Consider the following 20328-nt stretch of genomic DNA (forward strand, 5'->3'; position numbering starts at 1 on the left):
TAAGCTTGCCGTGCTACTACGCAGTTTAATCCTATATAGCAGTCGAAGCATAGGTAAGGACTATGTTGGTTGCTGAAACCTTTGATAATACTGAGTTTCTACTCAGCACGGGCTAAACGCCCCGCTATCGCTAACAGCACTCAGCACTCAGCACTTTGCTATACCTTCTCCTTTGGTGCTGGCACAATGCAAAACTTATTTAAACCTGCATCGATTTCTCTAAGTGTTTTAAAATCTTCCTCTGGTAAACGATCGCTGCTACTGCTAAACAAACCCCCACTGACAGCAGGCTGTTTTTCCAAAAAAGAGAAAGCTTGGCGAAACTGATGCGGTTCGGCTTTAATGGGTGAATCAAAGTGGCAAGGAATAATCCACTGAAAGTCCCAACTTGCAACTTTATCAGCCCAGTCAATGGTTTCCTTCGGGGCGCGGTTGAGAATTAGCGTCTGTAAAATTGGTGCGACAAACAAACGCCCATCACCTCGCAGGGCATCAAATGATCGCTGCCAATTTTGCTGCCATTTAAAGGGGTACAATCCAAAATAACCTTTCTTTGAGCGTTCTGTGGCTTTCAAGGAATCTCGTAACACCTGACTCCATCGGCGTATATCTAATACGCTTGGTTGAAAGTACAAAGCAAACAACGAGATACGCTGCCAACCCTTACGGCGATTTACCTGACTATCGACAACAATATCAGAAGCATAATCCTTGGCATGGAATAATAAAGGATATGAATCTAAGAGAACGATCGCAGGTGGATCTTCTGGGATCGAAAGCACAGAATCTGTGACTAAAAGAGTATGCGATCGCTTGTGGAAAAAAGCAACTTCTGCAAACCTACCAAGGCCAAGGCCGATGGGGCCCAGTATTGCATAATCAAACTCGTCAGCAAAGGGTGTTTTGCTGCTATCTTCTGGAAGTACTTGAGTTCGTTTTGGGGGTAAGCCAAGCCAGCTAAGGGGAAGATTTAGCGGGAAACTCCACTGATCGGGAGCCACAAACACCTGTGCAGTCGGAAAGTATCTAGCAAAGGGGCCAACGAAGACCTTGTGTTCTATACCAGAGATAGTTGGCAGAATGATGTACTTAACGTTGCCATATTCTGCCACCAACTCATTCACAAGTCTGATGCACTCTGGGGTTGGTGCAACAGGTGCATAGACGAGAAGACCCCCAGTTTCCAACTTCACAACAGTCATGCGAATCGGTACAACAACGTAGAAAATGCCCTGAATCTGGTCAAAATTCCAGATTGTGTCCTTAAGCACTTCTTGACGAATTGTCTGCCGCCTACCGTAGGGGTAGAGTGGCACAACAGGCCATAATCCCCAGGAAAAGTCCTTTGGATAAATCTGTTGTGTATTGACTATGCGTTCATCATCAGCCACTCTGCAACCCCCTCCAAATTCCCAATACTCAAATTGTTTTTATTTGCTCTCCACAAAGTTGGAGTTTAGCAAATGTTGAGATAATAATATAGGACTCATATTTGATTGCGTGAAAAAACTCAGTACACCTTTATTCCTTCTTCCCAGTCCCCAGTCCCCATTACCCCTTATCCCCTTCAGGGGCCCCACCTTCCCCAGTCCCTAGTCTCTACGAGTAATTCACCGAATCAAATCGGATTACTATATCAATTTATAATTTATAATACTCGCCATTCGCGTAGCGTCTCGTAGAGAAGGCAAGAAGCAAGCTACGTAATTAGGGACTTCCAAAAAATAAATTATGCCATTATTAATAATGATAATGATTACCTGGGGGTGAAGGGGCAGCGCCAACTAATTCTTGTAATGCTGACACAAGAAGATTGGGAAATTATAGCAGCAATTGTGGCAGATTCATTGAAACTGCAAATTATGCACCAAGCCTCGGCTCTTGAAAATCTCGGCGACGAAATAAATATTAAGATTGTCTACCAAACCTAGCAATTAATTCCTCCCGTGACAATTGCATGAGTAATGGGGTAAATTCTTTAGGTGATAATGCTAATAATGGTTCAATAATTGCGCTTAATTCTTTATCTAATGAACCAAAACGAACTTGTAGTAAGTTTTCGACAACAAGACGTTCACCTTGTTGAATTCCTTCTTGTTTGGCTTGTTCGCGGTCTTGCTGGTAAAGTGGTTCTAGCCGCATAATTAACTCCCTATCATCTTCTTCTAAATTTTGATTGACTCTCAAGTTCTGGCGCAGGTTGTAAACTAATTCTAGCGTCGCTTTCTGGAATGGATGATTTGATGGTAGTGCTTTTAACTCATTAATTGCCTGCTCTTGTACCCTTCCTCTACCCAGGATTCTCAACCATAGTGTTTCTGGAGTTTGTGGTAACTGATGGATGGCTACAATAGCTGCACGTAAATAGTCTGCCATGAAATGTACTCCAGGCAACCAATCTTCCCCTTGAACTGCACGAAATCCAGATAGAAGCGTCGTGGATGCTGTTGGGGTGAGAATCCATAATTTGGGAATTTCTAATTCTTCAATCGGGGTTTTATTTTTATTAGCTTCTCGTTGTAATGCACCCCTAACTTCTAATAATTTCAACAAACAATCACAAATTTCTTCTTTAGATGCCGCATTGCGGAATGGCTCAAAGATAGCAGGACTGGTCGCCAACTTTCCTAATAAACCTAATGTTACTAAATCGGTAGTTTGTTGTGCTGCTGGAGAAAAGAAAACATCAATTTCTCGCACTTCTCCTGCTACACGACTGGGGGCTTGTACTTGCCCATAAGATTTTAGTAATTCTTCTAGATAATCCTTGGCGAATTGGTCATGAATAAATCGAGTCATTCAATTTTATTATTATGCAAGGGGAGTAATTGAAGTTGAGATTAGTTCTCTGACATGCTCTGCGGAATCTTGTTGTAATGCTAATGCCACGATCGCCTGACTCTCCTCTATACAAAACCTAGCGATCGCCTGTTTCACTCCAGGTATACTTTGGGGATTCATGCTCAACTCATCTAGCCCTAAACCTAATAAAATTGGTGTCGCTAAAGTATCTGCTGCCAATTCTCCACATAATCCTACCGAAATCCCCGCCGCATGGGCAGCTTGGACAGTTTGCTGCACCATTCGCAATATGGCTGGATGTAGCGCATCAACCAAATTTGCCACGCGGGGATTAGTGCGATCGCTAGCCATGACGTACTGACTCAGATCGTTAGTCCCGATACTAAAGAAGTCTACTTCCGCAGCTAACCGATCGGCGATCGCTACTGCTGAGGGAACCTCTACCATAATTCCGACTTTCATCGCTGCATCAAAGGAAATAGCAGCTTGATTTAGTTCAGCCTGCACTTCACCCAAAATTACCTTAGCTGCACGTACTTCAGTTACAGTCGCAATCATCGGCAACATGATTTTAATTTGGTGTCCGACACTAGCTCTCAAAATTGCCCGTAACTGAGTTTTAAAGAGTTCTGGATGATCTAAACAGAAACGAATTCCCCGCCAACCTAAAAAAGGGTTAGCTTCTCTTAACCCTACTCTGAGATAGGGAAGCAGCTTATCACCACCGACATCTAAGGTACGAATAATTAGCGGCCGATTATCTAAAACTTGAGCGATCGCCTGATATACTGCTAATTGTTCTTCTTCAGTCGGGGCGCTGGTTCGGTCTAAATACAGAAACTCAGTGCGGAGTAGTCCCACACCTTCTGCACCGCTAGCCACAGCAACTTGCACATCATTTATACTACCAATATTGGCGAAGACGCTAACTTGCCGACCATCACGAGTAATCGCTGGCTGATGTGCCGTGGCTCGTGCTTCCTGTTGGGCAGTTTGCCAAGCTGACTGCTTTGCTGCTAGTAAATCCAGGATATCTGATTCTGGTTCTACCCAAGCTCTGCCACTTTCACCATCAAGTGCCATTAGTGTACCATCAGCCAAGTGCAACACCTGGGCATCCACTCCCAAAACTGCCGGAATACCCAACGTCCGGGCGATAATTGCACTGTGGGAGGTGGCGCTACCAGAAGTAGTACAAATACCCAACACCTTGGTTGGATCTAGTCCAGCCGTATCTGAGGGGGTTAAATCAGTCGCTACCAAAATCGCCGGTGACTCAAGATGCAGGTTAGCCGCAGCATTCCCAGCTAGTAATCGTAATACTCTTTGCCCAACATCTACAACATCGTCAACTCGCTCTTGCAGATAAGAATCCTCAAGTGCGCGATAGGAAGTCGCTACTTCATCGACTACAGCTTGCCAAGCTGCTTCAGCATTGATATGGTTGTCTAAAATGCGCTGATGAGCCGCTGACAACAGTACTGGATCTTCTAAAAATAGTAGTTGGGCATCAAAGATGGCGGCTTCAGCATCACCAATTTGCAGAGATGCTTGTGAGAAAACTGCTTGAATTTCTTGTCGGGCAGTGTTAATCGCTGCCTGTAATCTTTGCCACTCTGCATTATGATCGTCTACGTGGTATTCCGTAATAGCAATGTGAGTGGGTTGATAATGAGCAACAGGTGCGATCGCGACTCCACCAGAAGCTGCAATCCCCGAAAGTTCGCCGTGAGTTGCTGGAGTAACTTCATGGTGAAAGGCTGGTGGAGAATTCAAGGCAACATTATCTTCACCCTCCGGGTTCGGCAGTCCCTCTTTGTTGGAACAACAAGACCGGGCTGCCTCACCAAAGTTATTGGCAAATAATCCCTGTAATGCTGCTAGCACCTCATCTGCATCAGAACCAGTGGCAGTAATCAGCAGTTCGTGTCCTTGACGCACCCCTAAAGTTGTGACTTGGTTAATACTGTCACCCCTGACTAGCTCAGTATTTCTGGTTAAATTCCGTACCAGAATTTGGGATTGAAACCGGGCTGCGGTTGCCACAAACTGCGCTGCGGGACGGGCGTGTAATCCTAAGCGATTGCTCACAATCAGCCGAATTTCTCGCGTTGGCGATTCTATATTGGTTGTTATTGGGCTAACAATAGACAACGGACTACTAACTACACCCAATTGAGTTGCTTTTGCCAAAAGTGCGCCGCGTGCTTCCGCCATAACTTGGTGAATATCTCTACCAGCCGCCACCGCAACTACAGCAGCGATCGCGCCTTCGACTAGAGGTGCTTCACACAAATACACTTTCTCCTGCTGTGCTTCTGGCAGAAACTCGATTGCCATTTCCGCACTCAGCAAAGCACTACCCAAATCCATTAACACCAATACACCATCATCAGAAAAAACAGAAGCGATCGCCTCATAAACCTGAATCGGATCTGTACCCAATGGATTTTCACGATCTTCAATACCTGCTGCAACAGCAATGGGAACTTGGCCTTGAACCATCTGCGCAGCGAGTTCGCGCACACCCAAAGCTAGCTGTTTACTGTGAGAAACGATAACAATTGCGATCGTGGCCACACCGTCAACCTTGTTGAGAGGTTTGCGTTTAGCTAGTTATCCATTTCATTTTCCCGTTTTGCTACAATTGCAACTGCCCGAAAATATTCCGGTCTTTCCAGCTAGAAATGCGAATAAAATAGCCCTCTATTACGGAAATACGTGGTGTCCACTCATAAACTCCATCGCTAGCAGTCCGGGAAGAAATGTTTTGGATAAGTTTGTTCCCATCGTACAACTTAATCGAGACATCACCGTCAAAATTATCCTGCCACAATATTAAAAAAGGTTGATCCTTCTTTGGAAGTACTTTACTAACTGGCTGACCGATCGAGATTTTTGGCGCAATCTGATTTTTGCTTTTCTTACGGAATCCCAGATAATGAGGTAGGTGTCGGAAAGTAGGATTTTCTTGCAGATTAGACAGTTGGGGAACAATAATGTTTCCTTTCTGGGAATTGAACAAATAAGTTGATTTGCCGCCGTCAACGGTAATGATATCGCCCTTGACTCCTAATTTACGTAATAAATCGGCTGCCTCATCCAGAGTTGCTTGGTTCACCGTCATAATCAACAATAACTCGTCACCTTTAATACCATCTTTGTTCAGAGTACCGATAACTTGATACTTATTCGCTTGGTTTTGGGCTAATACTTTCGCTGGATGATCGCTATATCGGTAAGTGACAATCGCATTCTTCACAGCTTTTTGGTTAAGAGGCGCGCCACTAGCTTGATTGTAATCAGTAATATATGCCTGCTTATCATCCCAGACTAAGGTTTTGAGGCGAATATTACGATAATATTTATCTTTTGGTTCCTTGATTGGGCCATAGGGGCTAGTGCCACCAGTGATGACTACACCATTAAGTTTAATCGGAAAAGATAATTGAGTACTAGATTGGTATTGTTCAAAAAAAGAACAATTAATCATCGAAAAAACGTTGTTTGGGTAAAGTTTCTGATATTCGTCTATTACTTCAGAAAACAACTTATTTTGGAAAAAAGGGCTGTAATGTCCACCTTCTCCTTTATAATATTTACCTTCATTTAGACCCATATTATCTACCCCTTTGATAATTTGATCTATATGCATTTTGCGGAGATTAATAACTTGTAAATACGCTTCATTACCATTCGTTAATTGTTTTCTATATAAAGCTGCACCGTCTACAGCTTGGAGAGGCTGATAAGAAGATAAAGGGTTGAAAGTTTGGGCAATCCACAGGCTACTCAGAATCGGCAGAAAAAAAAGCAGTAAATTGATTAGAGCATTCATCGTCTTGCGATCGCAATTCTACAAAAAAATGGCGTATACGTCATTTTACCAACTTACCTGAATCAAAACCAACGTTGTTTGACACCATCGTTCCATTCTTCACTGATTGGCAATCGACTATTGCCTTGCTGGGGTTAGGTTCCCGGTTTTCCACAACACGTACCTTTTGTTGTAGCTTATGGTTCATACCTTCCATGTACATCAATTCGCCATTTGCGGAAATAGTAGTAGACCACATCAGTACTTTCTGCCTTCTTTGTATTTGTTTACCGTAGATAAGACTTTTTATGACTAAATAATACAAATCACTTAGAATTAAATTTTAAACACCTAACTATTGAGGTCTTTTTCATGCTGTGTTTCTTGAAAAAACAGCTTAATTTAGATTCATGGTTAATGTTAATCAAAAATATTAACCCATTTTTTAAATCAATGCTTGTTGCTATTGGGGCAATCCGTTAGAAGTTCATAGCATAAATACATACCCTAAATCTGGTTCGTTTTGGTTCCAGTAGAATAATTCTCAAACCGGGTATTTCTTAAACAAGAAAGCATGAATTGTAGCGAGATACAAACTATTAAATTAAATAGTATCCAAACATTTTTTATTTTTTTAATGACAATATTTTTCTGCACAACGAGAAACTCAAGCCGCATAATGTGCAGTTAAATCATTTAACTAGAGATCCTTTTAAAGCTTGTCCTAGCAACTTATTAAGGAAAAATATGGCTCAAACATTACGTCCTTCACATAAATATTTTCAGAATAACATTATTACATACATTGCCTTTTGCTTATTGTTATTCATGCCCAATATAGCTCTAGCTGACAGGAACAACAATAATTTTGACGATCCTCCACCGCGAACTTCAGGAAGTTCAGGCGGCTCAAGACTGAAGTTAGCTTTGACAAAATCTAAGTTGCTAGTTATCAACCGGGAGCGTAGTTTGCAGGCGATCGCCTATTTCTGAAGCGCCTGTTGAAAAGTCTTGATCGCCTCTACGTGATTCACCATATTCATGCAACGTAACAACAAATCTAGATCGATTCCTTTCACCTCTTCACTACTAGAAACTTTTTCATAGTGAAGTGTATTGCCTTCTCCCCGCAGATGATAGACTTCTAACACACCATCTTCCCAAAACCACACTTCCTTAATCTTCAACCGCTTGTATGCATCTAGTTTGTTGATGCCGCCACTGGAAAACACCACCTCTATCGCCAGATCGGGTAGCATCCGACCAGGAGCAAGTTTATAAGATTCATCCGCCTCTCGCTTGACGGCGACTGTTTCACTTTCCAGAGTCATTGAGCCAGTTGGAGTAAAGTCGAACCCTGCCATGAGCAGGTAAAGCTGCAATAATGCAGCAATCCTCTTTTTAACGGTTTCGTGGGCTTCTCCAGGCATTCGTCGTATTTCCAGAATTCCATCCAGAAAAGACAGCCGATATCCTGGACGGTCTAACAATTGTTCAACTGCTTTGAACTCTCTCCAGGTCATTCCCTCAAACAGAAGGGGTGATTCTTTTTTTGGTGTTGCTATCGTTGCTGAGGTCATTTGAGTCTCCAGTTTGTTTCCAGATTAGAAATAAATAATCAGGTTTGGAGGGCGATCGGGCGATCGTTTCATTATTCTACTTGCATTGAGAGATACGATCGCGATCAACAGTTTTTAATTGAGCCAATCCACAAGAAAGCTATCGATCCATAGGGTGCTGATTAGAACAAACAAGCATCGGAACGATAGCTATATGTAAATTGTACAGAGTCTGCTAGAAAAAATGGGCGGGTTTGGGCAAACCACAGATGAAGGCGTTAACAAAAGAATATTGTCATCTCTAGTAATGTACCAACGCGCCAAGAGACAGTTTACTCTATGCAAGCCATTAGGAATTGAATGACTAAGTTTATAAGCCGCTTTAGCTAGAGAGTGAACGGTGGTACTAGTGTAAAAGTGGCATCGTTTAAAAACAAGCTATCAGTGGTGTACGGGTCAATATATAGCTTGAAGTTTCTGTGACGTATGTAGTAAGTAGGAACATTATATGACCTAAAAGAAACATTTGTTAAACTTGCTAAACCTGGTTTTATACAAAACGTTGCATCAGCTTTGAACAGTGCAGTATTGTTATTACGATCTAATCTAATTTGAAAATACTGATGTCTTAAGTAGTATCCTGGAAAATTTGAGGATTCAAATGAAACACAGTTAGAAGATGCTAGCCCCGACCTTACTCTAAAACTTGCGTCTGCTCTGTCTAGAGAACTTGAAATCTGGCTAATCTCGCCAAGGGAATTGCGATGACGAATATAATAGCTAAAAAGATTAAATGTTCGTATTGAAACAGCCGGTTCAACAGGAGTTGAATCTGCGATCGCAGGATTAATTGATGTAGAAATAGATATAGGAAGCGCTGATAAGGTTAGCGCTAGTGCAAAGAGGGTATTTTTCATGGTTACAATCTTTTTAGATAACATTGGCAAAACAATGCTCTTAACTTAGAATTTAGTATTAATTCTATAAATTCTGGAAATTAGTTAGAAATATTTACATAGTTCATCTTAAGCTTAAAGGCTTCATGCGATGAAACTACTCTTATTAGTTGCTGCATCGACACTGAGTTAATTAAATTTAAGTAAATAGTGAAAAAAGTATGAAAAATTCCGCTAAAGTCTTATTTAAAACAAACTTTATGCTTTTTACAAATGAATATAGAAGAAGCGCTAGTAATTTTAGACACATTTCTCGAACATGGCTTAAGTGATGTTCAGGAAATAATATTTCGTCAAGCTTGGGAAGGACAAACTTATCCAGATATCGCCGAAAGCTGTGGTTACGATGCTAATTATATAAAAGATGTTGGTTCTAAGTTATGGAAGCTACTTTCACAAGCTTTCGGGGAAGAGGTGACAAAAAGTAATTTTCGGTCAGTATTGAGACGGCGAGCGCAAAGTAGCGTTTTGTCAGAAAAACTACAAACTGTGCCAGCAGTCTTGAGACAGTCTCAGCCAACAAGCAGAGCCAAAGATGTGATATCAGGTTCTTCTTTAGCAATCGAAAAGCAAGACGAGAGAATAACCCCAATCCCTAATCCCGACTTCTTAGAAAATCCTGGTGGCTCAGTACCGCTTAATTCCTTTTTTTATATAGAGCGTCCGCCAATTGAAGAACGCACATATACAGAAATCAACAAACCTGGAAGCCTAATCAGAATCAAAGCCCCCAGCAAAATGGGAAAAACATCCCTAATGCACAGAATTCTTACTCATGCCAAACAGACTGGGGTACACACTGTACAGATTGGTTTACAGAGGGCAGATAGTCAAGTTTTCACTAGCTTGGAAAAATTCTTACGCTGGTTTTGCGCTAACGTCAGTCGGCAGTTGAACCTAGAGATTAGACTAGATGATTATTGGGATGAAGATATTGGTAGCAAAGTTAGCTGCACATTGTATTTACAAGAGTATTTGTTAGAGAAAATCGACGCTCCGGTAGTCTTAGCTTTGGATGAAGTGAATCGAATTTTTGAGTATCCAGAAATCTCTAGGGATTTTCTCCCACTACTGCGTTCTTGGTATGAAGACGCTTCCGAATTAGAAATCTGGCAAAAACTCCGACTAATAGTAGTTCATGCCACTGAAGCTTATATCCCGTTAGATATTAATCAATCCCCTTTCAATGTGGGGCTACCGATTAAGTTACCAGAATTTAGTTTAGAGCAGATACAAGAATTGGCGGTGCGTCATGGACTTGATTGGGGCAAAGGTGAGAAAGGATTGCAAAAGCTGGCTCCTCTACTAGCGATGATTGGTGGTCATCCCTATCTAGCTCGTCTGGCTTTTTATAACCTGGGACATCAAACAGTAACCCTAGAACAGCTACTAAAAGAGGCTCCCACAATTGCCGGCATTTATAGCAACTATTTACGGCATCATCTAGCCAATCTCCAAGAACATCCCGAACTTGCGATCGCACTCAAACGGGTAGTTACCTCTCCAACAAGTGTGCAATTAGAAGCGATCGCTGCTTATAAATTAGAAAGTATGGGTCTGGTAAAACTTGCAGGAAATCAGGCAATAGCTAGTTGTGAGTTGTATCAACTATATTTCCGAGAGCAATTAACCTAAAAGTTATGAATAAATACGAATATCAAATTGGCGGCAGTCTCAAAGTCGATGCTCCTAGCTATGTAGAACGGCAGGCTGACTTTGAACTTTATAATGCTCTAATTCAAGGTGAATTTTGTTATGTATTTAGTTCCCGACAAATGGGTAAATCTAGTTTGCGGTTACAAACAAGGCATCGATTAGAACAAGCCGGCTATAGCTGTGCTTCTATCGATATGACTCGCATTGGCAACGGCAATATTACTCCTGCTCAGTGGTATAAGGGTATAGTAGTTGACTTATTAAGAAGCTTTAATCTCTTTAGCAAAGTTAATATAAAATCTTGGTGGTCGGAGCGTGAAGATTTACCTGCATTACAGCGATTGAGCCAATTTGTTGAAGACATTTTGTTAGTTGAACTCAAAACTGAAAAAATATTTATTTTTATTGATGAAATTGATAGTGTTTTAGGTTTAAATTTCCCTGTAGTCGATTTTTTTACTCTAATTCGCTCGTGCTACAATCAACGAGCCGAAAATCCAGAATATAACCGCCTAACTTGGGCACTGTTTGGAGTGGCAACCCCTTCAAATTTGATTGCCGATCGCAACTGTACTCCATTTAATATTGGTAAATCTATTGAACTGCATGGCTTTAATTTATCGGAAGTTCAACCATTAGCAGCAGGGTTAGAAAGTAAAGTAGCTAATCCGATGTCGGTTCTCAAAGAAATTTTAGCTTGGACAAATGGTCAACCATTTCTGACTCAAAAGCTCTGTCAGATAGTAGTGCAAGAAAGAAATTCTGGAAGCAAGGATGTTCAGGATCACAGAAGCATAGAAGTTGATGAGCGTTATAAATTGGATAACCATTTACCGATTATTAATCAACATTTGATAAATTTTTATTACCAATTTCCCTTGTTAATTTTAGAGAAACTAGTGCAAACCCATATTATTGAAAAATGGGAAGCAAAAGACGATCCAGAGCATTTGAAAACAATCCGCGATCGCCTACTGATAAATGAGCAGCGTACTGGAGGTTTACTAGGACTGTACCAGCAAATTTTACAAGGAATTCAGATAGCTTGTGATGATGGAGAAGAACAAATAGAACTGCTGTTGTCGGGGTTAGTAACCAAGCAGCAAGGGCAACTAATAGTAAAAAACCGGATTTATGAAGAGGTTTTTAACCAAACTTGGGTAGAAAAACAATTAGCAAAATTACGACCCTACTCCCAAGCATTCAACGCTTGGGTAGCCTCAGATCGCTGTGATAATTCCCGACTATTACGCGGGACAGCTTTACATGAAGCTCTAGCTTGGTCACAAGGCAAAAGCTTGAGTGATTTGGATTATCAATTTTTAGCAGCCAGCCAAGAATGCGATCGGCGAGAAGTTGAGACATGGTTAGAAGCAGAACGAACTAAAGAAGTTAAAGCTCGACTAGTTCAAGAACAAAAAGCAGCTAGATTTCAAAGATTATTTTTTCTAGGCGCGTTCGGTTGGACATTAATAGTTGTTTTAGGATTGGCGATGGTGACTTTCGAGTATAAAAAGCACTGTTCAGTGACCTCAAAACAATTACTACATTACCCATGAGTACTGGAGTTTAGACTAGTTCTCGGTGCGAAACTGTTGAACAAATCAGATTTGAAGAATTCAGAAATCAGAATTCAGGAGCGGAGCCGGAGACGCTCCGCCTCCGGTCAGAATCAATTAGTAGGGGATTCAGACCCGCCACTACGAAAGTTGACCACTAAATCGTACCCCTGCTCTTAAGCAAGCTAGCAAGAGCGTCTCTGAAAGATTAGATATACTTCTGCTGCTTTTGATCATCTCAAGATGCTGAAATATTGCTTTGCTGCCAGTAACTGGAATTTTGTGAGCTACCTTCCTGTAGTGAAAGTCTAGTTTAGAATAAATCCTCTATCTCAGCATATTTTCGCAAGCGTGGTAGACACTGACGTTGATAGAAACTGCTTAATGTCGCAATTGACAGCCCAAAGTCTTTAGATAATTCTTTCCAGCTAACTTCCGGGGGTAAGCGTTTGAGAATTAAGACCTGACAATTTACGTCTGGATGCCCTTTAATGTGAGTACTACGTAGTTCCATATCCGAGTCTGTCTTCACCCATATCTCCAGGTTTTCCAGAATGGGAGGCGTTTGGGGGGTAGCTGATATATTATCTATCGGGTCAATAGTTTCAATAATCTCACCCGACTTAGACTGACGAACCCCAAAGGAGACTGTTGTGGCTTTTTCCCGGTTTTGGTTGAGATAAAAGTCTTGTAGTCTGCGTTTTAGGTAAGCATTTAACCAAGTAATCACACTACCTTGAGTGGAGTCATAGGCTTGACCTGTCAGACCATCACAAACGTTGCGGCAGAAATACAACCAAGTTTGTTGCAGTGCGTCTTGATAGTAGGGAGTATTTTCCTTCCAGAGTTTATCTTGTGTCAAACGAATGATTTGCGTGAGCAGTTTCTGACGTTGATGGCTTCCAGGTGGATGTCTACGGGCTTGGGCAACTAGGGATGTTAGCTGTTCATTTAGCACCTCCTTAACTGAGGTATTAAACAACAGATGTCTGACTTCCTGGTTTACTGGTAGTGAATGACTCTGAATGTCTAAATCAGTAGTAACATCTTCTACAGTCAAAGAGTTGTTGCTTACATCATCAGTTTTAACAGCAATGCTATCCATATTTCCTTGCTCAGATACTTGAATACAGCGATGAATTGCTTCTTCAGGCGGGATAAAATCTTGGTTTATACTATTTTTTCGCATCTTATTTTCTTTCCTCAAGTTTCTTATATTCCGCATACTTTGCAGGCTTGATGCAGTACCCAAGCATTTCTTTGCTTGATTTTTGATGTTGTCATTATCTGTTAGATATCAGAGGTAATAACAGCATGGTTGCAATGGGCAATGCACTTTTGCTCACCGACTCAATTCAATCCACATAATCAACTCAGTAAGAGGACATAATTAAGAACCTGTTGCTGTTGGGGTTTTCCCTTCTGCTTCTACTTATTAAACGTTCTTGAGGTTTTGGATTGAAGTTTACTTTGACCATACTTTTAATTTAAGTGAATCGCTCACTTTTTAACAGCATGAAAAAGTCATAATTTGTCAGGAATTTTGCCGTCAAAGTTTTATTAATTTATGTAAAAAATGTCGGTAACGTCAGAAAAAATCTCTTTTCCCACCTGTGTTAGCAATTTTCGATTAGAAGTCTTGACTAAAGGTATAGCAAGGGACTAGGGACTGGGGACTGGGGACTGGGGACTGGGTGAAAAGTCTTTTTGTGTCTAAGTTTTATCATCTGTTGATGTCCTAATCACCAAGGCTTGTGCTATATCTTCCAGCAATCTCAGACTACTTAGTCACCTACACAATTTTTGATACAAAAATACTTTAGAAAATTACTGAAACGGTGTTAGTAGGAGGTGATATCGCGGACACTAGCACAATGGTATTCCTGTCCGTTTAACTCCAGATAATTGATAGTTATTTCCACGGCTATGTCCTGACCATCTTGAGTTCGTTGAGTAGACTCAAAAGTGAGAGAGCCTTTTTGTCTAACTTCTTGCCAGTGCTCCTGCCAAGTAACCGTCGAAAAATTTGGATTTATATCGTAAACAGTCATGGTCAGTAATTTTGCACGGGAGTAGCCAAGATGACGACAGGCGGCTTCATTCACGTAAACTAGCTGGGCATCCGAATTTACAAAAAAGATAGAATCCTTAAATTTATCTAGATAAAACTGACTGAGGCGCAGCGCTGACTCGGCTTTTTGGCGATCGCTAATTTCCTGTTGCAAAAGTATATTTTGCTCGGTCAGTTGTTTTTGCAACCTTCGGATAGTCAAGTTATTTTCTACACGGGCAAAAACTTCTTCTTCACTAAAAGGTTTGGTAATATAATCCACTCCCCCGACAGCAAAAGCTTTAACTTTGTCAAAAACTTCATCCAAGGCGCTAATAAAAATCACCGGAATGTCGCGGGTTTTCTGTGAGGCTTTCAAGTGTTGACAAACTTCATAGCCATTCATTTCTGGCATCATGATGTCAAGCAAAATTAAATCGGGCGGTGCAGCTTCTGCTGTTTTCAAAGCTGTTTGTCCGTTAATGACTCTCCGAATTTCATACCCAACCTGAGTTAGCATAGCGGATAAAAGTCGCAGATTATCAGGTGTATCATCAACAACAAGAATATTTGCTTTTGGTAGCTGAACTTGATGGTTATCCATATTTATTAGAACTAATTTTTTAAAAAAGAATTCAGGAGCGGAGCCGGAGACGTTTCCGTTAGCTCCGGTCAGAAATCAGAATGGGCTAAACGCCCCGTTACCGCTAACAGAATTTAATTGGAGTCAGACTGGTGAATGAATCGGTTTAAGATCCCCACCAAATCTTCTAGTGCATTCGCTACACGAAGATTTAGTGGTCTTTAATTAGTGGCAGATATCAATCCCCACTTTCTTGTTCTGACTTTTGAATTCTGATTCAAAAATCATTTCTTACAGTTGTGTTAAATCAATAACTTTATCAATGCGAAAGTTATTAACCCAATCAGACAGAGTGTTTGTCAAAAGAGCAGATTCTTCAGGAATTTGCTCAAGCAAGCTAAAAATCAGCTTTTCATCAGTACACAATGCCGCTTGGTGTAGCTGTGCTACCCAGTCAGTGGGCATCTGAGCCAGCATCTCTTCTAATGATAAAAGTTTCCGGTCAGAATTTTCGGTAAATTCGTCTTTTTGAAGGGGTTTCTCTGCATATACATAACGTACCCCTAAATATTTAGACATCATATTCAAGATTACTTCTTCTCGGAATGGCTTACGTACAAAATCGTTGCAGCCTGCCGATAAAACTACAAAGCGTTCCTCATCAAAAGCACTAGCAGTTAGGGCAATAATCACAGTAGCTTGACCCTTTAAAGTAGCTCTAATTTGTTTAGTAGCTTCATACCCATCCATCACAGGCATCCGCATATCCATCCAAATTAGTTGCGGTTCCCAAGTTTCCCAAAGAGTCACTCCTTCTTGACCATTTTCAGCTTGACGTACCTCGAAGCCAAGCGATACCAGCATCTTGACTAGGAGTTCGCGATTTTCCCATTTATCTTCAACTACTAAGATTCGGTATTTTGGTTGATTAGGCTCTAAACCAATTACTCGTCGTTTTAGTTGTTGAATTGGAGCTTCAGCTACTTCTGCTAAACTAATTTGGAGATCAAAAGAAAAAATCGTTCCTTGGCCCAAAGTACTGCTAACAGTAATACTTCCCCCCATTAGATGCACAAATTGTTGGCTAATAGTTAAACCTAAACCTGTTCCTTGCTGAGATTTTTGACCTGCTTCTGTTTGAACAAAGGGCTTAAATAACTTTTCAATTTCAGCAGGTGGAATCCCTGGGCCAGTGTCTTCGACTTCAAAATAAAGCCAGAAGGATGAAGGATAGGAGTTTTTTCTTACTTGTGCCCCTTCTTGTTGCTGTAGTTTACTTTCTTCCTTGATCCTAACTCGCAAACTAACACCACCTTCTTGAGTAAATTTGATAGCATTACCAAGGAGATTAATCAATATTTGACGCAATTTGCTTTCATCTGTATGCACATATCTAGGAACTTCAAGTCTACGTTCAAACATCAGCTGTAAACCTTTGGATTCCGCTTTAATTTGAAACATCTCTTCAAGTGAATCAAGTAGAGTGTACAAGTCAAAGCTATTGTTGTTCAGTGTCGTTAAACCCGCCTCAATTTTGGACATTGACAACACATCATTAATCAAGGTAAGCAAATGTTCTCCACTACGACTGATAATTTCTAAATGTTCCAACTGAGAAGCATTGATAGAAGAATCGCGGGTCATTAGCTGAGTAAAGCCAAGGATGCTGTTAAGAGGAGTGCGAAGTTCGTGACTCATGTTTGCGAGAAATTCGCTTTTGGCACGGTTGGCAGTTTCGGCTTCTTTGGCTTTTACTTCTAATCTATGGCTGTAATTCTCTAACTGTTCGCCAGAGATTTTTAACTGTCGTGTAAGCCAAGACACTCCAATCAATAGAAATCCCATTGATAAGAATCCCACTAGCATCATCGTCCCTGCTAATCGCCGAGCCGGCGCAAAGGCTTCTTCCTGGTTCATCTCTACCATTAAGGCTAGGTCTTGGTCATTGAGCCAGTGATATACCCCAATTACTAACACTCCAGCATAGTTTGGATAAAGTCCTTGACCACTAATTCCACCCATTGCTGCATCAATACCTTGGCTGCTAACTCCTTGAGAAAAGTCCGGTGTTTTATCTTTATCTTTAGAAATAAAAGCGTTTTTAGTTACTAAAGAACCAACTAAATAAGTTTCGCCACTCTTACCCAAGCCTGTACGTTCCCGTACAATCTGATCTATTCGGTCTAAATTTAGATCGGCTAAAAGAACACCTTGGCGTACCTTGGCTGCATCACGTAGAGGGGTTGCAAAAGTAACTGAAGGCTTACCAGTAGTAGGTGAGGCATAGAAGATGGGGGCAAAAGAGTCTCCTGGCTGAATCTGTTCAATATAGGTGATATTAGCTGAAATTTCATATTCACCTTCACGCTGCTTGTTAGTAGATAAAATAATCCGATTGCTCCGGTCAAGAATGGAAATTTCTCCAAGACTTGGCTTAATTTTAGCCATATTTGCGAGATAATCTGAGAGAACTTTGTAAGCTTGACGATAATTTGCGTCGGCGGCTTGGGAATTTAAAAGGATTTGAAAATTATTTTGTACGTCTGGAAACTGAGTTACTAAGAGAAAGTCCCGTTGTTGGTCTTCAAACCAACGGGTAATTTCTTCTTCTTTCAAGGTGGCAGCAGCACTGAGTCGTTCAAAAGCAGCTTGCTTCAAAGCTTCCTTCGCATTGAGAAAAGCAAATCCTCCTACTACACCTACAGTTACCAAGGATAGGAATAAGAAGGAACTGGCAACTTTAATAGTTAGGTGTTGATTCCAGAACTTCATATATTTACAAGTTGTTTCTTATTCTAAAGATATTTATCTTTTTTCTTATTCATGCAGATAAGTTATTCCTTTAGTTAATATAGATAATTATTGATTACCATTGAGCAAAAATTTGTTTGATCTGCTTAATTGCCTCATCAGTTGCTTGCTCTGAAGAAATTTTATCTACAATTATTCGATTCAGAGCTTTTCCCCAGATATTCTTCTCTAACACTACGCTGTATGCCGGGTTTTGGACATAATAAAACAACCGCGTTGAACCTTCCGTCACCGTCTTAACCGCAGTTGAAACGTGTGGGTCAGCTGGGTTTTTCCAAAATGGGTCTTGCAAAAGTGTCTTGATAACTGGTAAATTACAGCCTCCAGCAGCTTTCAGATACTTACCTATAACTTGTGATTGGGTGAGATATGCAAGAAAATCCAAAGCTTTTTTCTGTTGCTGAGAATCGGCGAACAAAACTGCTTGCCTAAGTGTGAGTAGATAACGCATTGGCTTGCCGTTGGGTTTGTTGGGAAATTTTAAGATGCCAAGCTGATTGCGATAGGTGTCGGGATCTTGACGGACAGAGCAAGGAATTGACAGCGTGTTATTAGGAGTCATCACCACCATCCGGTTGAGCAAGTTGCGATTATTATCTGGATTTAACCAATTGAGTGCATCTGGTGGCACATAACCTTGTTGGTAAAATTTAGTATACCAATCTAATACCTGGACAATTTGTTGTCTCACCTTTGGGTCATCGATCAGGAGTTTACCCTTGGAGTCGAGAATTTGCACATCGTATGCTTCTAAAATATGCTCAAAAAAGATGTAGGTATCTGAAGCTCCAGTAGAGAAAGGAAAACCTAACCCATAAATATCCTGTTTTTGCTTTTTTGCCCGCAGATCGTTCTGTACTTTTTTCCAAAATTTCCAAAAACCATCCCAATCTTTGGGGATATCGCTTTCGCTACGACCTATTTGCTCTAGCAAGTCTCGCCAGTAGAAAATGTGAACTGTTGCCTGATTGATTGGAACTGCATAGTAGCTTCGCTTTTTTGCAGCATTATTATAATAATTAACAGCTTGCAGGGCATATTCAGGATAAAGATTTTTGACTGGCTCAATTACATCCGTTACATCCGCCAGCTTTCCTTCCCAAGCCAAATGCGGATTCAAAGCTCTTTCAGCGCCGTAACTCATCATAATATCGGGTGGATTACCCGCCTGAATGGCTCTACGCGCTTTCTGCGGTAACTCATCGCCGATATAGAAGGAAAGCTTGACTTGATTACCAGTTTGTTTTTGCCAGTTGCTCACCAACTGCTGGATTGCTTCATCCTCATCGACAGTAAAACCTTTATCCCACCAAATCTTTAAAACTGTGTTGTCAATAGGGGAATGGGTGACTGAAGATTGTTTTAATTGAGAGGTGTTAGTACAAGCAATAATTATCAAACTGAGTGTGAATACGATCAACACATATCTGCGATAATGTTGATATTGTGCCCGATTCTGAGAGCCTTTAGCAATTTGACTAGCTTTTCTTTTAAATGTCATCTTTGTAAAAGCTTACTGCCATTGGTCAAAAATTTGCTTAATCCGAGCGATCGCTTCATCAGCTGCTTGCTCTGGATAAATTTTATCTACAACAATTCGATTGATAGCTTTACCCCAGACATTATCTTTCAAAACTAAGCTATAAGCTGGGTTTTGGACAAAATAAAATGGGCGAGTTTCTCTGTTGAGAAATATATTAATGGCAGTCCAGAGATAGGGATCTTTAGAATTTTTCCAAAAAGGATCTTTCCACGCTGATTTTAGAACTGGTAAATGACGACCTCCAGAAGCTTTGAGATAATTTCCCATCACCTCTGGTTGTATTAAGTATGCAAGAAACTCCTTAGCTAGTTTCTGTTTCTTAGATTCGGCAAATAAAAACGCTTCTTTAACCGTAATTAAGTAGCGCATTGGCAAGCCATTGGGTTTATTTGGAAACTCTAAGATACCAAGCTTTTGATAATATGCATCAGGGTTTTGCCGCACAGCAGCAGGAATTGAAAGCGAGTTGTTAGGAGTCATAACCACGCTTTGATTAAGTAAGCTACGATTATTATCTGGATTTAACCAATTTACAGCATCTGGTGGTACGTAGCCTTGCTGATAAAAATTTGTGTACCATTTTAAGCTGTTAATAATACCTTGACGTACTTTCGGTTTGTCAAGGAGGAGTTTATCCATAGAATCTAAAATTTGCACATCGTATGCTTCTAAAATCTGCTCAAAAAAGTAGTATGTATCAGCAGAACTAATACCGAAAGTAAACCCTAACCCATAAATATTCTGTTTTTTATCTGGTATTTGTTTTGTCCGCAAGTCATCCTGTATTTGTTTCCAAAACTCCCAAAAAGCATCCCAAATTTTTGGTATATCACTTTCTTTATGACCTATTTGCTTTAGCAAATCTCGCCAGTAAAAAATGTGAATAGTTGCTTGGCTCATTGGCGATTAAACCAATTCGCAATTCGCCCTTCGGGTTCGCCACTTTGCAATCGACGGAAATCGCCAAGATTGCAAGTGGCTCACAATTCGCA

At 40.8% G+C, this 20328-nt stretch carries 17 protein-coding genes; 5 read left to right on the plus strand and 12 right to left on the minus strand.

What is annotated here, in order from left to right; genetic code table 11:
• Window positions 1-158: 158 nt before the first annotated feature.
• On the minus strand, window positions 159-1391 hold the full coding sequence (locus RMY63_RS24220; protein WP_322731157.1) for a DUF4336 domain-containing protein: 1233 nt from the start codon (window positions 1389-1391) through the stop codon (window positions 159-161).
• A gap of 405 nt (window positions 1392-1796) precedes the next feature.
• On the opposite strand from RMY63_RS24220, the gene RMY63_RS24225 reads away from it, so the two are divergent.
• The gene (locus RMY63_RS24225; protein ID WP_322731158.1) at window positions 1797-1931 is read left to right on the plus strand and encodes a hypothetical protein; all 135 of its coding nucleotides are present in this window, start codon (window positions 1797-1799) and stop codon (window positions 1929-1931) included.
• On the opposite strand, the gene RMY63_RS24230 is transcribed toward RMY63_RS24225, so the two are convergent.
• The 4 genes from RMY63_RS24230 to RMY63_RS24245 form a co-directional block, all read right to left on the minus strand.
• Entirely contained in the window at window positions 1909-2799 is an 891-nt protein-coding gene (locus RMY63_RS24230; RefSeq protein WP_322731159.1) for a hypothetical protein, read from the minus strand. The two genes, RMY63_RS24225 and RMY63_RS24230, sit on opposite strands and share 23 nt — an antisense overlap.
• Before the next feature lie 12 nt (window positions 2800-2811).
• Window positions 2812-5382: a phosphoenolpyruvate--protein phosphotransferase gene (ptsP, locus tag RMY63_RS24235; protein WP_322731160.1), complete on the minus strand. Its 2571-nt coding sequence runs from the start codon at window positions 5380-5382 to the stop codon at window positions 2812-2814.
• Window positions 5383-5443: 61 nt separating this feature from the next.
• Window positions 5444-6640: a hypothetical protein gene (locus RMY63_RS24240; RefSeq protein ID WP_322731161.1), complete on the minus strand. Its 1197-nt coding sequence runs from the start codon at window positions 6638-6640 to the stop codon at window positions 5444-5446.
• A gap of 40 nt (window positions 6641-6680) precedes the next feature.
• Complete coding sequence (locus tag RMY63_RS24245; RefSeq protein WP_322731162.1) at window positions 6681-6878, minus strand: hypothetical protein; 198 nt, start codon at window positions 6876-6878, stop codon at window positions 6681-6683.
• A 488-nt stretch (window positions 6879-7366) separates the two neighbouring features.
• Between RMY63_RS24245 and RMY63_RS24250 the strand changes: the two genes are divergently transcribed.
• Window positions 7367-7612 carry a hypothetical protein gene (locus tag RMY63_RS24250; protein ID WP_322731163.1) on the plus strand — a complete coding sequence of 82 codons (246 nt, stop codon included), beginning with the start codon at window positions 7367-7369 and terminating at the stop codon, window positions 7610-7612.
• Here RMY63_RS24250 and RMY63_RS24255 read toward each other — a convergent pair.
• The gene (locus RMY63_RS24255; RefSeq protein ID WP_322731164.1) at window positions 7603-8199 is read right to left on the minus strand and encodes a Uma2 family endonuclease; all 597 of its coding nucleotides are present in this window, start codon (window positions 8197-8199) and stop codon (window positions 7603-7605) included. The two genes, RMY63_RS24250 and RMY63_RS24255, sit on opposite strands and share 10 nt — an antisense overlap.
• On the opposite strand from RMY63_RS24255, the gene RMY63_RS24260 reads away from it, so the two are divergent.
• Entirely contained in the window at window positions 8200-8352 is a 153-nt protein-coding gene (locus tag RMY63_RS24260; protein WP_322731165.1) for a hypothetical protein, read from the plus strand. It begins immediately after the preceding gene.
• Between the two features lie 212 nt (window positions 8353-8564).
• On the opposite strand, the gene RMY63_RS24265 is transcribed toward RMY63_RS24260, so the two are convergent.
• A complete protein-coding gene (locus RMY63_RS24265) occupies window positions 8565-9095 on the minus strand; it encodes an AbfB domain-containing protein (protein ID WP_322731166.1) in 531 nt (176 codons plus the stop codon).
• 252 nt (window positions 9096-9347) lie between these two features.
• Here RMY63_RS24265 and RMY63_RS24270 point away from each other — a divergent pair, with 252 nt between their 5' ends.
• Window positions 9348-10769, plus strand: a complete 1422-nt coding sequence (locus tag RMY63_RS24270) for an AAA-like domain-containing protein (RefSeq protein ID WP_322731167.1) — start codon at window positions 9348-9350, stop codon at window positions 10767-10769.
• Window positions 10770-10774: 5 nt separating this feature from the next.
• Window positions 10775-12349, plus strand: a complete 1575-nt coding sequence (locus RMY63_RS24275) for an AAA-like domain-containing protein (protein WP_322731168.1) — start codon at window positions 10775-10777, stop codon at window positions 12347-12349.
• 313 nt (window positions 12350-12662) lie between these two features.
• Here the strand turns inward: RMY63_RS24275 and RMY63_RS24280 are convergent, their stop codons facing one another.
• The 5 genes from RMY63_RS24280 to RMY63_RS24300 all read right to left on the minus strand — a co-directional run bounded on the left by RMY63_RS24280 (window position 12663) and on the right by RMY63_RS24300 (window position 20236).
• Complete coding sequence (locus RMY63_RS24280) at window positions 12663-13307, minus strand: sigma-70 family RNA polymerase sigma factor (RefSeq protein WP_322731187.1); 645 nt, start codon at window positions 13305-13307, stop codon at window positions 12663-12665.
• An 883-nt stretch (window positions 13308-14190) separates the two neighbouring features.
• A complete protein-coding gene (locus RMY63_RS24285) occupies window positions 14191-15003 on the minus strand; it encodes a response regulator (protein ID WP_322731169.1) in 813 nt (270 codons plus the stop codon).
• Window positions 15004-15273: 270 nt separating this feature from the next.
• Complete coding sequence (locus RMY63_RS24290; protein ID WP_322731170.1) at window positions 15274-17754, minus strand: hybrid sensor histidine kinase/response regulator; 2481 nt, start codon at window positions 17752-17754, stop codon at window positions 15274-15276.
• A 94-nt stretch (window positions 17755-17848) separates the two neighbouring features.
• Window positions 17849-19294: an ABC transporter substrate-binding protein gene (locus RMY63_RS24295; protein WP_322731171.1), complete on the minus strand. Its 1446-nt coding sequence runs from the start codon at window positions 19292-19294 to the stop codon at window positions 17849-17851.
• A gap of 12 nt (window positions 19295-19306) precedes the next feature.
• A complete protein-coding gene (locus RMY63_RS24300; RefSeq protein WP_322731172.1) occupies window positions 19307-20236 on the minus strand; it encodes an ABC transporter substrate-binding protein in 930 nt (309 codons plus the stop codon).
• Between the last annotated feature and the right edge of the window lie 92 nt (window positions 20237-20328).

It is taken from the genome of Nostoc sp. ChiQUE01b (assembly GCF_034531255.1).
Taxonomy (GTDB): Bacteria; Cyanobacteriota; Cyanobacteriia; order Cyanobacteriales; family Nostocaceae; genus Nostoc.

Bases quoted from the DNA above. Each gene is read 5' to 3' on its own strand.
- RMY63_RS24225 (WP_322731158.1), top strand. From the start codon at position 1,797: ATGCTGACACAAGAAGATTGGGAAATTATAGCAGCAATTGTGGCAGAT.
- RMY63_RS24230 (WP_322731159.1), bottom strand. From the start codon at position 2,799: ATGACTCGATTTATTCATGACCAATTCGCCAAGGATTATCTAGAAGAA.
- RMY63_RS24240 (WP_322731161.1), bottom strand. From the start codon at position 6,640: ATGAATGCTCTAATCAATTTACTGCTTTTTTTTCTGCCGATTCTGAGT.
- RMY63_RS24245 (WP_322731162.1), bottom strand. From the start codon at position 6,878: ATGTGGTCTACTACTATTTCCGCAAATGGCGAATTGATGTACATGGAA.
- RMY63_RS24250 (WP_322731163.1), top strand. From the start codon at position 7,367: ATGGCTCAAACATTACGTCCTTCACATAAATATTTTCAGAATAACATT.
- RMY63_RS24255 (WP_322731164.1), bottom strand. From the start codon at position 8,199: ATGACCTCAGCAACGATAGCAACACCAAAAAAAGAATCACCCCTTCTG.
- RMY63_RS24265 (WP_322731166.1), bottom strand. From the start codon at position 9,095: ATGAAAAATACCCTCTTTGCACTAGCGCTAACCTTATCAGCGCTTCCT.
- RMY63_RS24270 (WP_322731167.1), top strand. From the start codon at position 9,348: ATGAATATAGAAGAAGCGCTAGTAATTTTAGACACATTTCTCGAACAT.
- RMY63_RS24275 (WP_322731168.1), top strand. From the start codon at position 10,775: ATGAATAAATACGAATATCAAATTGGCGGCAGTCTCAAAGTCGATGCT.
- RMY63_RS24285 (WP_322731169.1), bottom strand. From the start codon at position 15,003: ATGGATAACCATCAAGTTCAGCTACCAAAAGCAAATATTCTTGTTGTT.
- RMY63_RS24290 (WP_322731170.1), bottom strand. From the start codon at position 17,754: ATGAAGTTCTGGAATCAACACCTAACTATTAAAGTTGCCAGTTCCTTC.
- RMY63_RS24295 (WP_322731171.1), bottom strand. From the start codon at position 19,294: ATGACATTTAAAAGAAAAGCTAGTCAAATTGCTAAAGGCTCTCAGAAT.
- RMY63_RS24300 (WP_322731172.1), bottom strand. From the start codon at position 20,236: ATGAGCCAAGCAACTATTCACATTTTTTACTGGCGAGATTTGCTAAAG.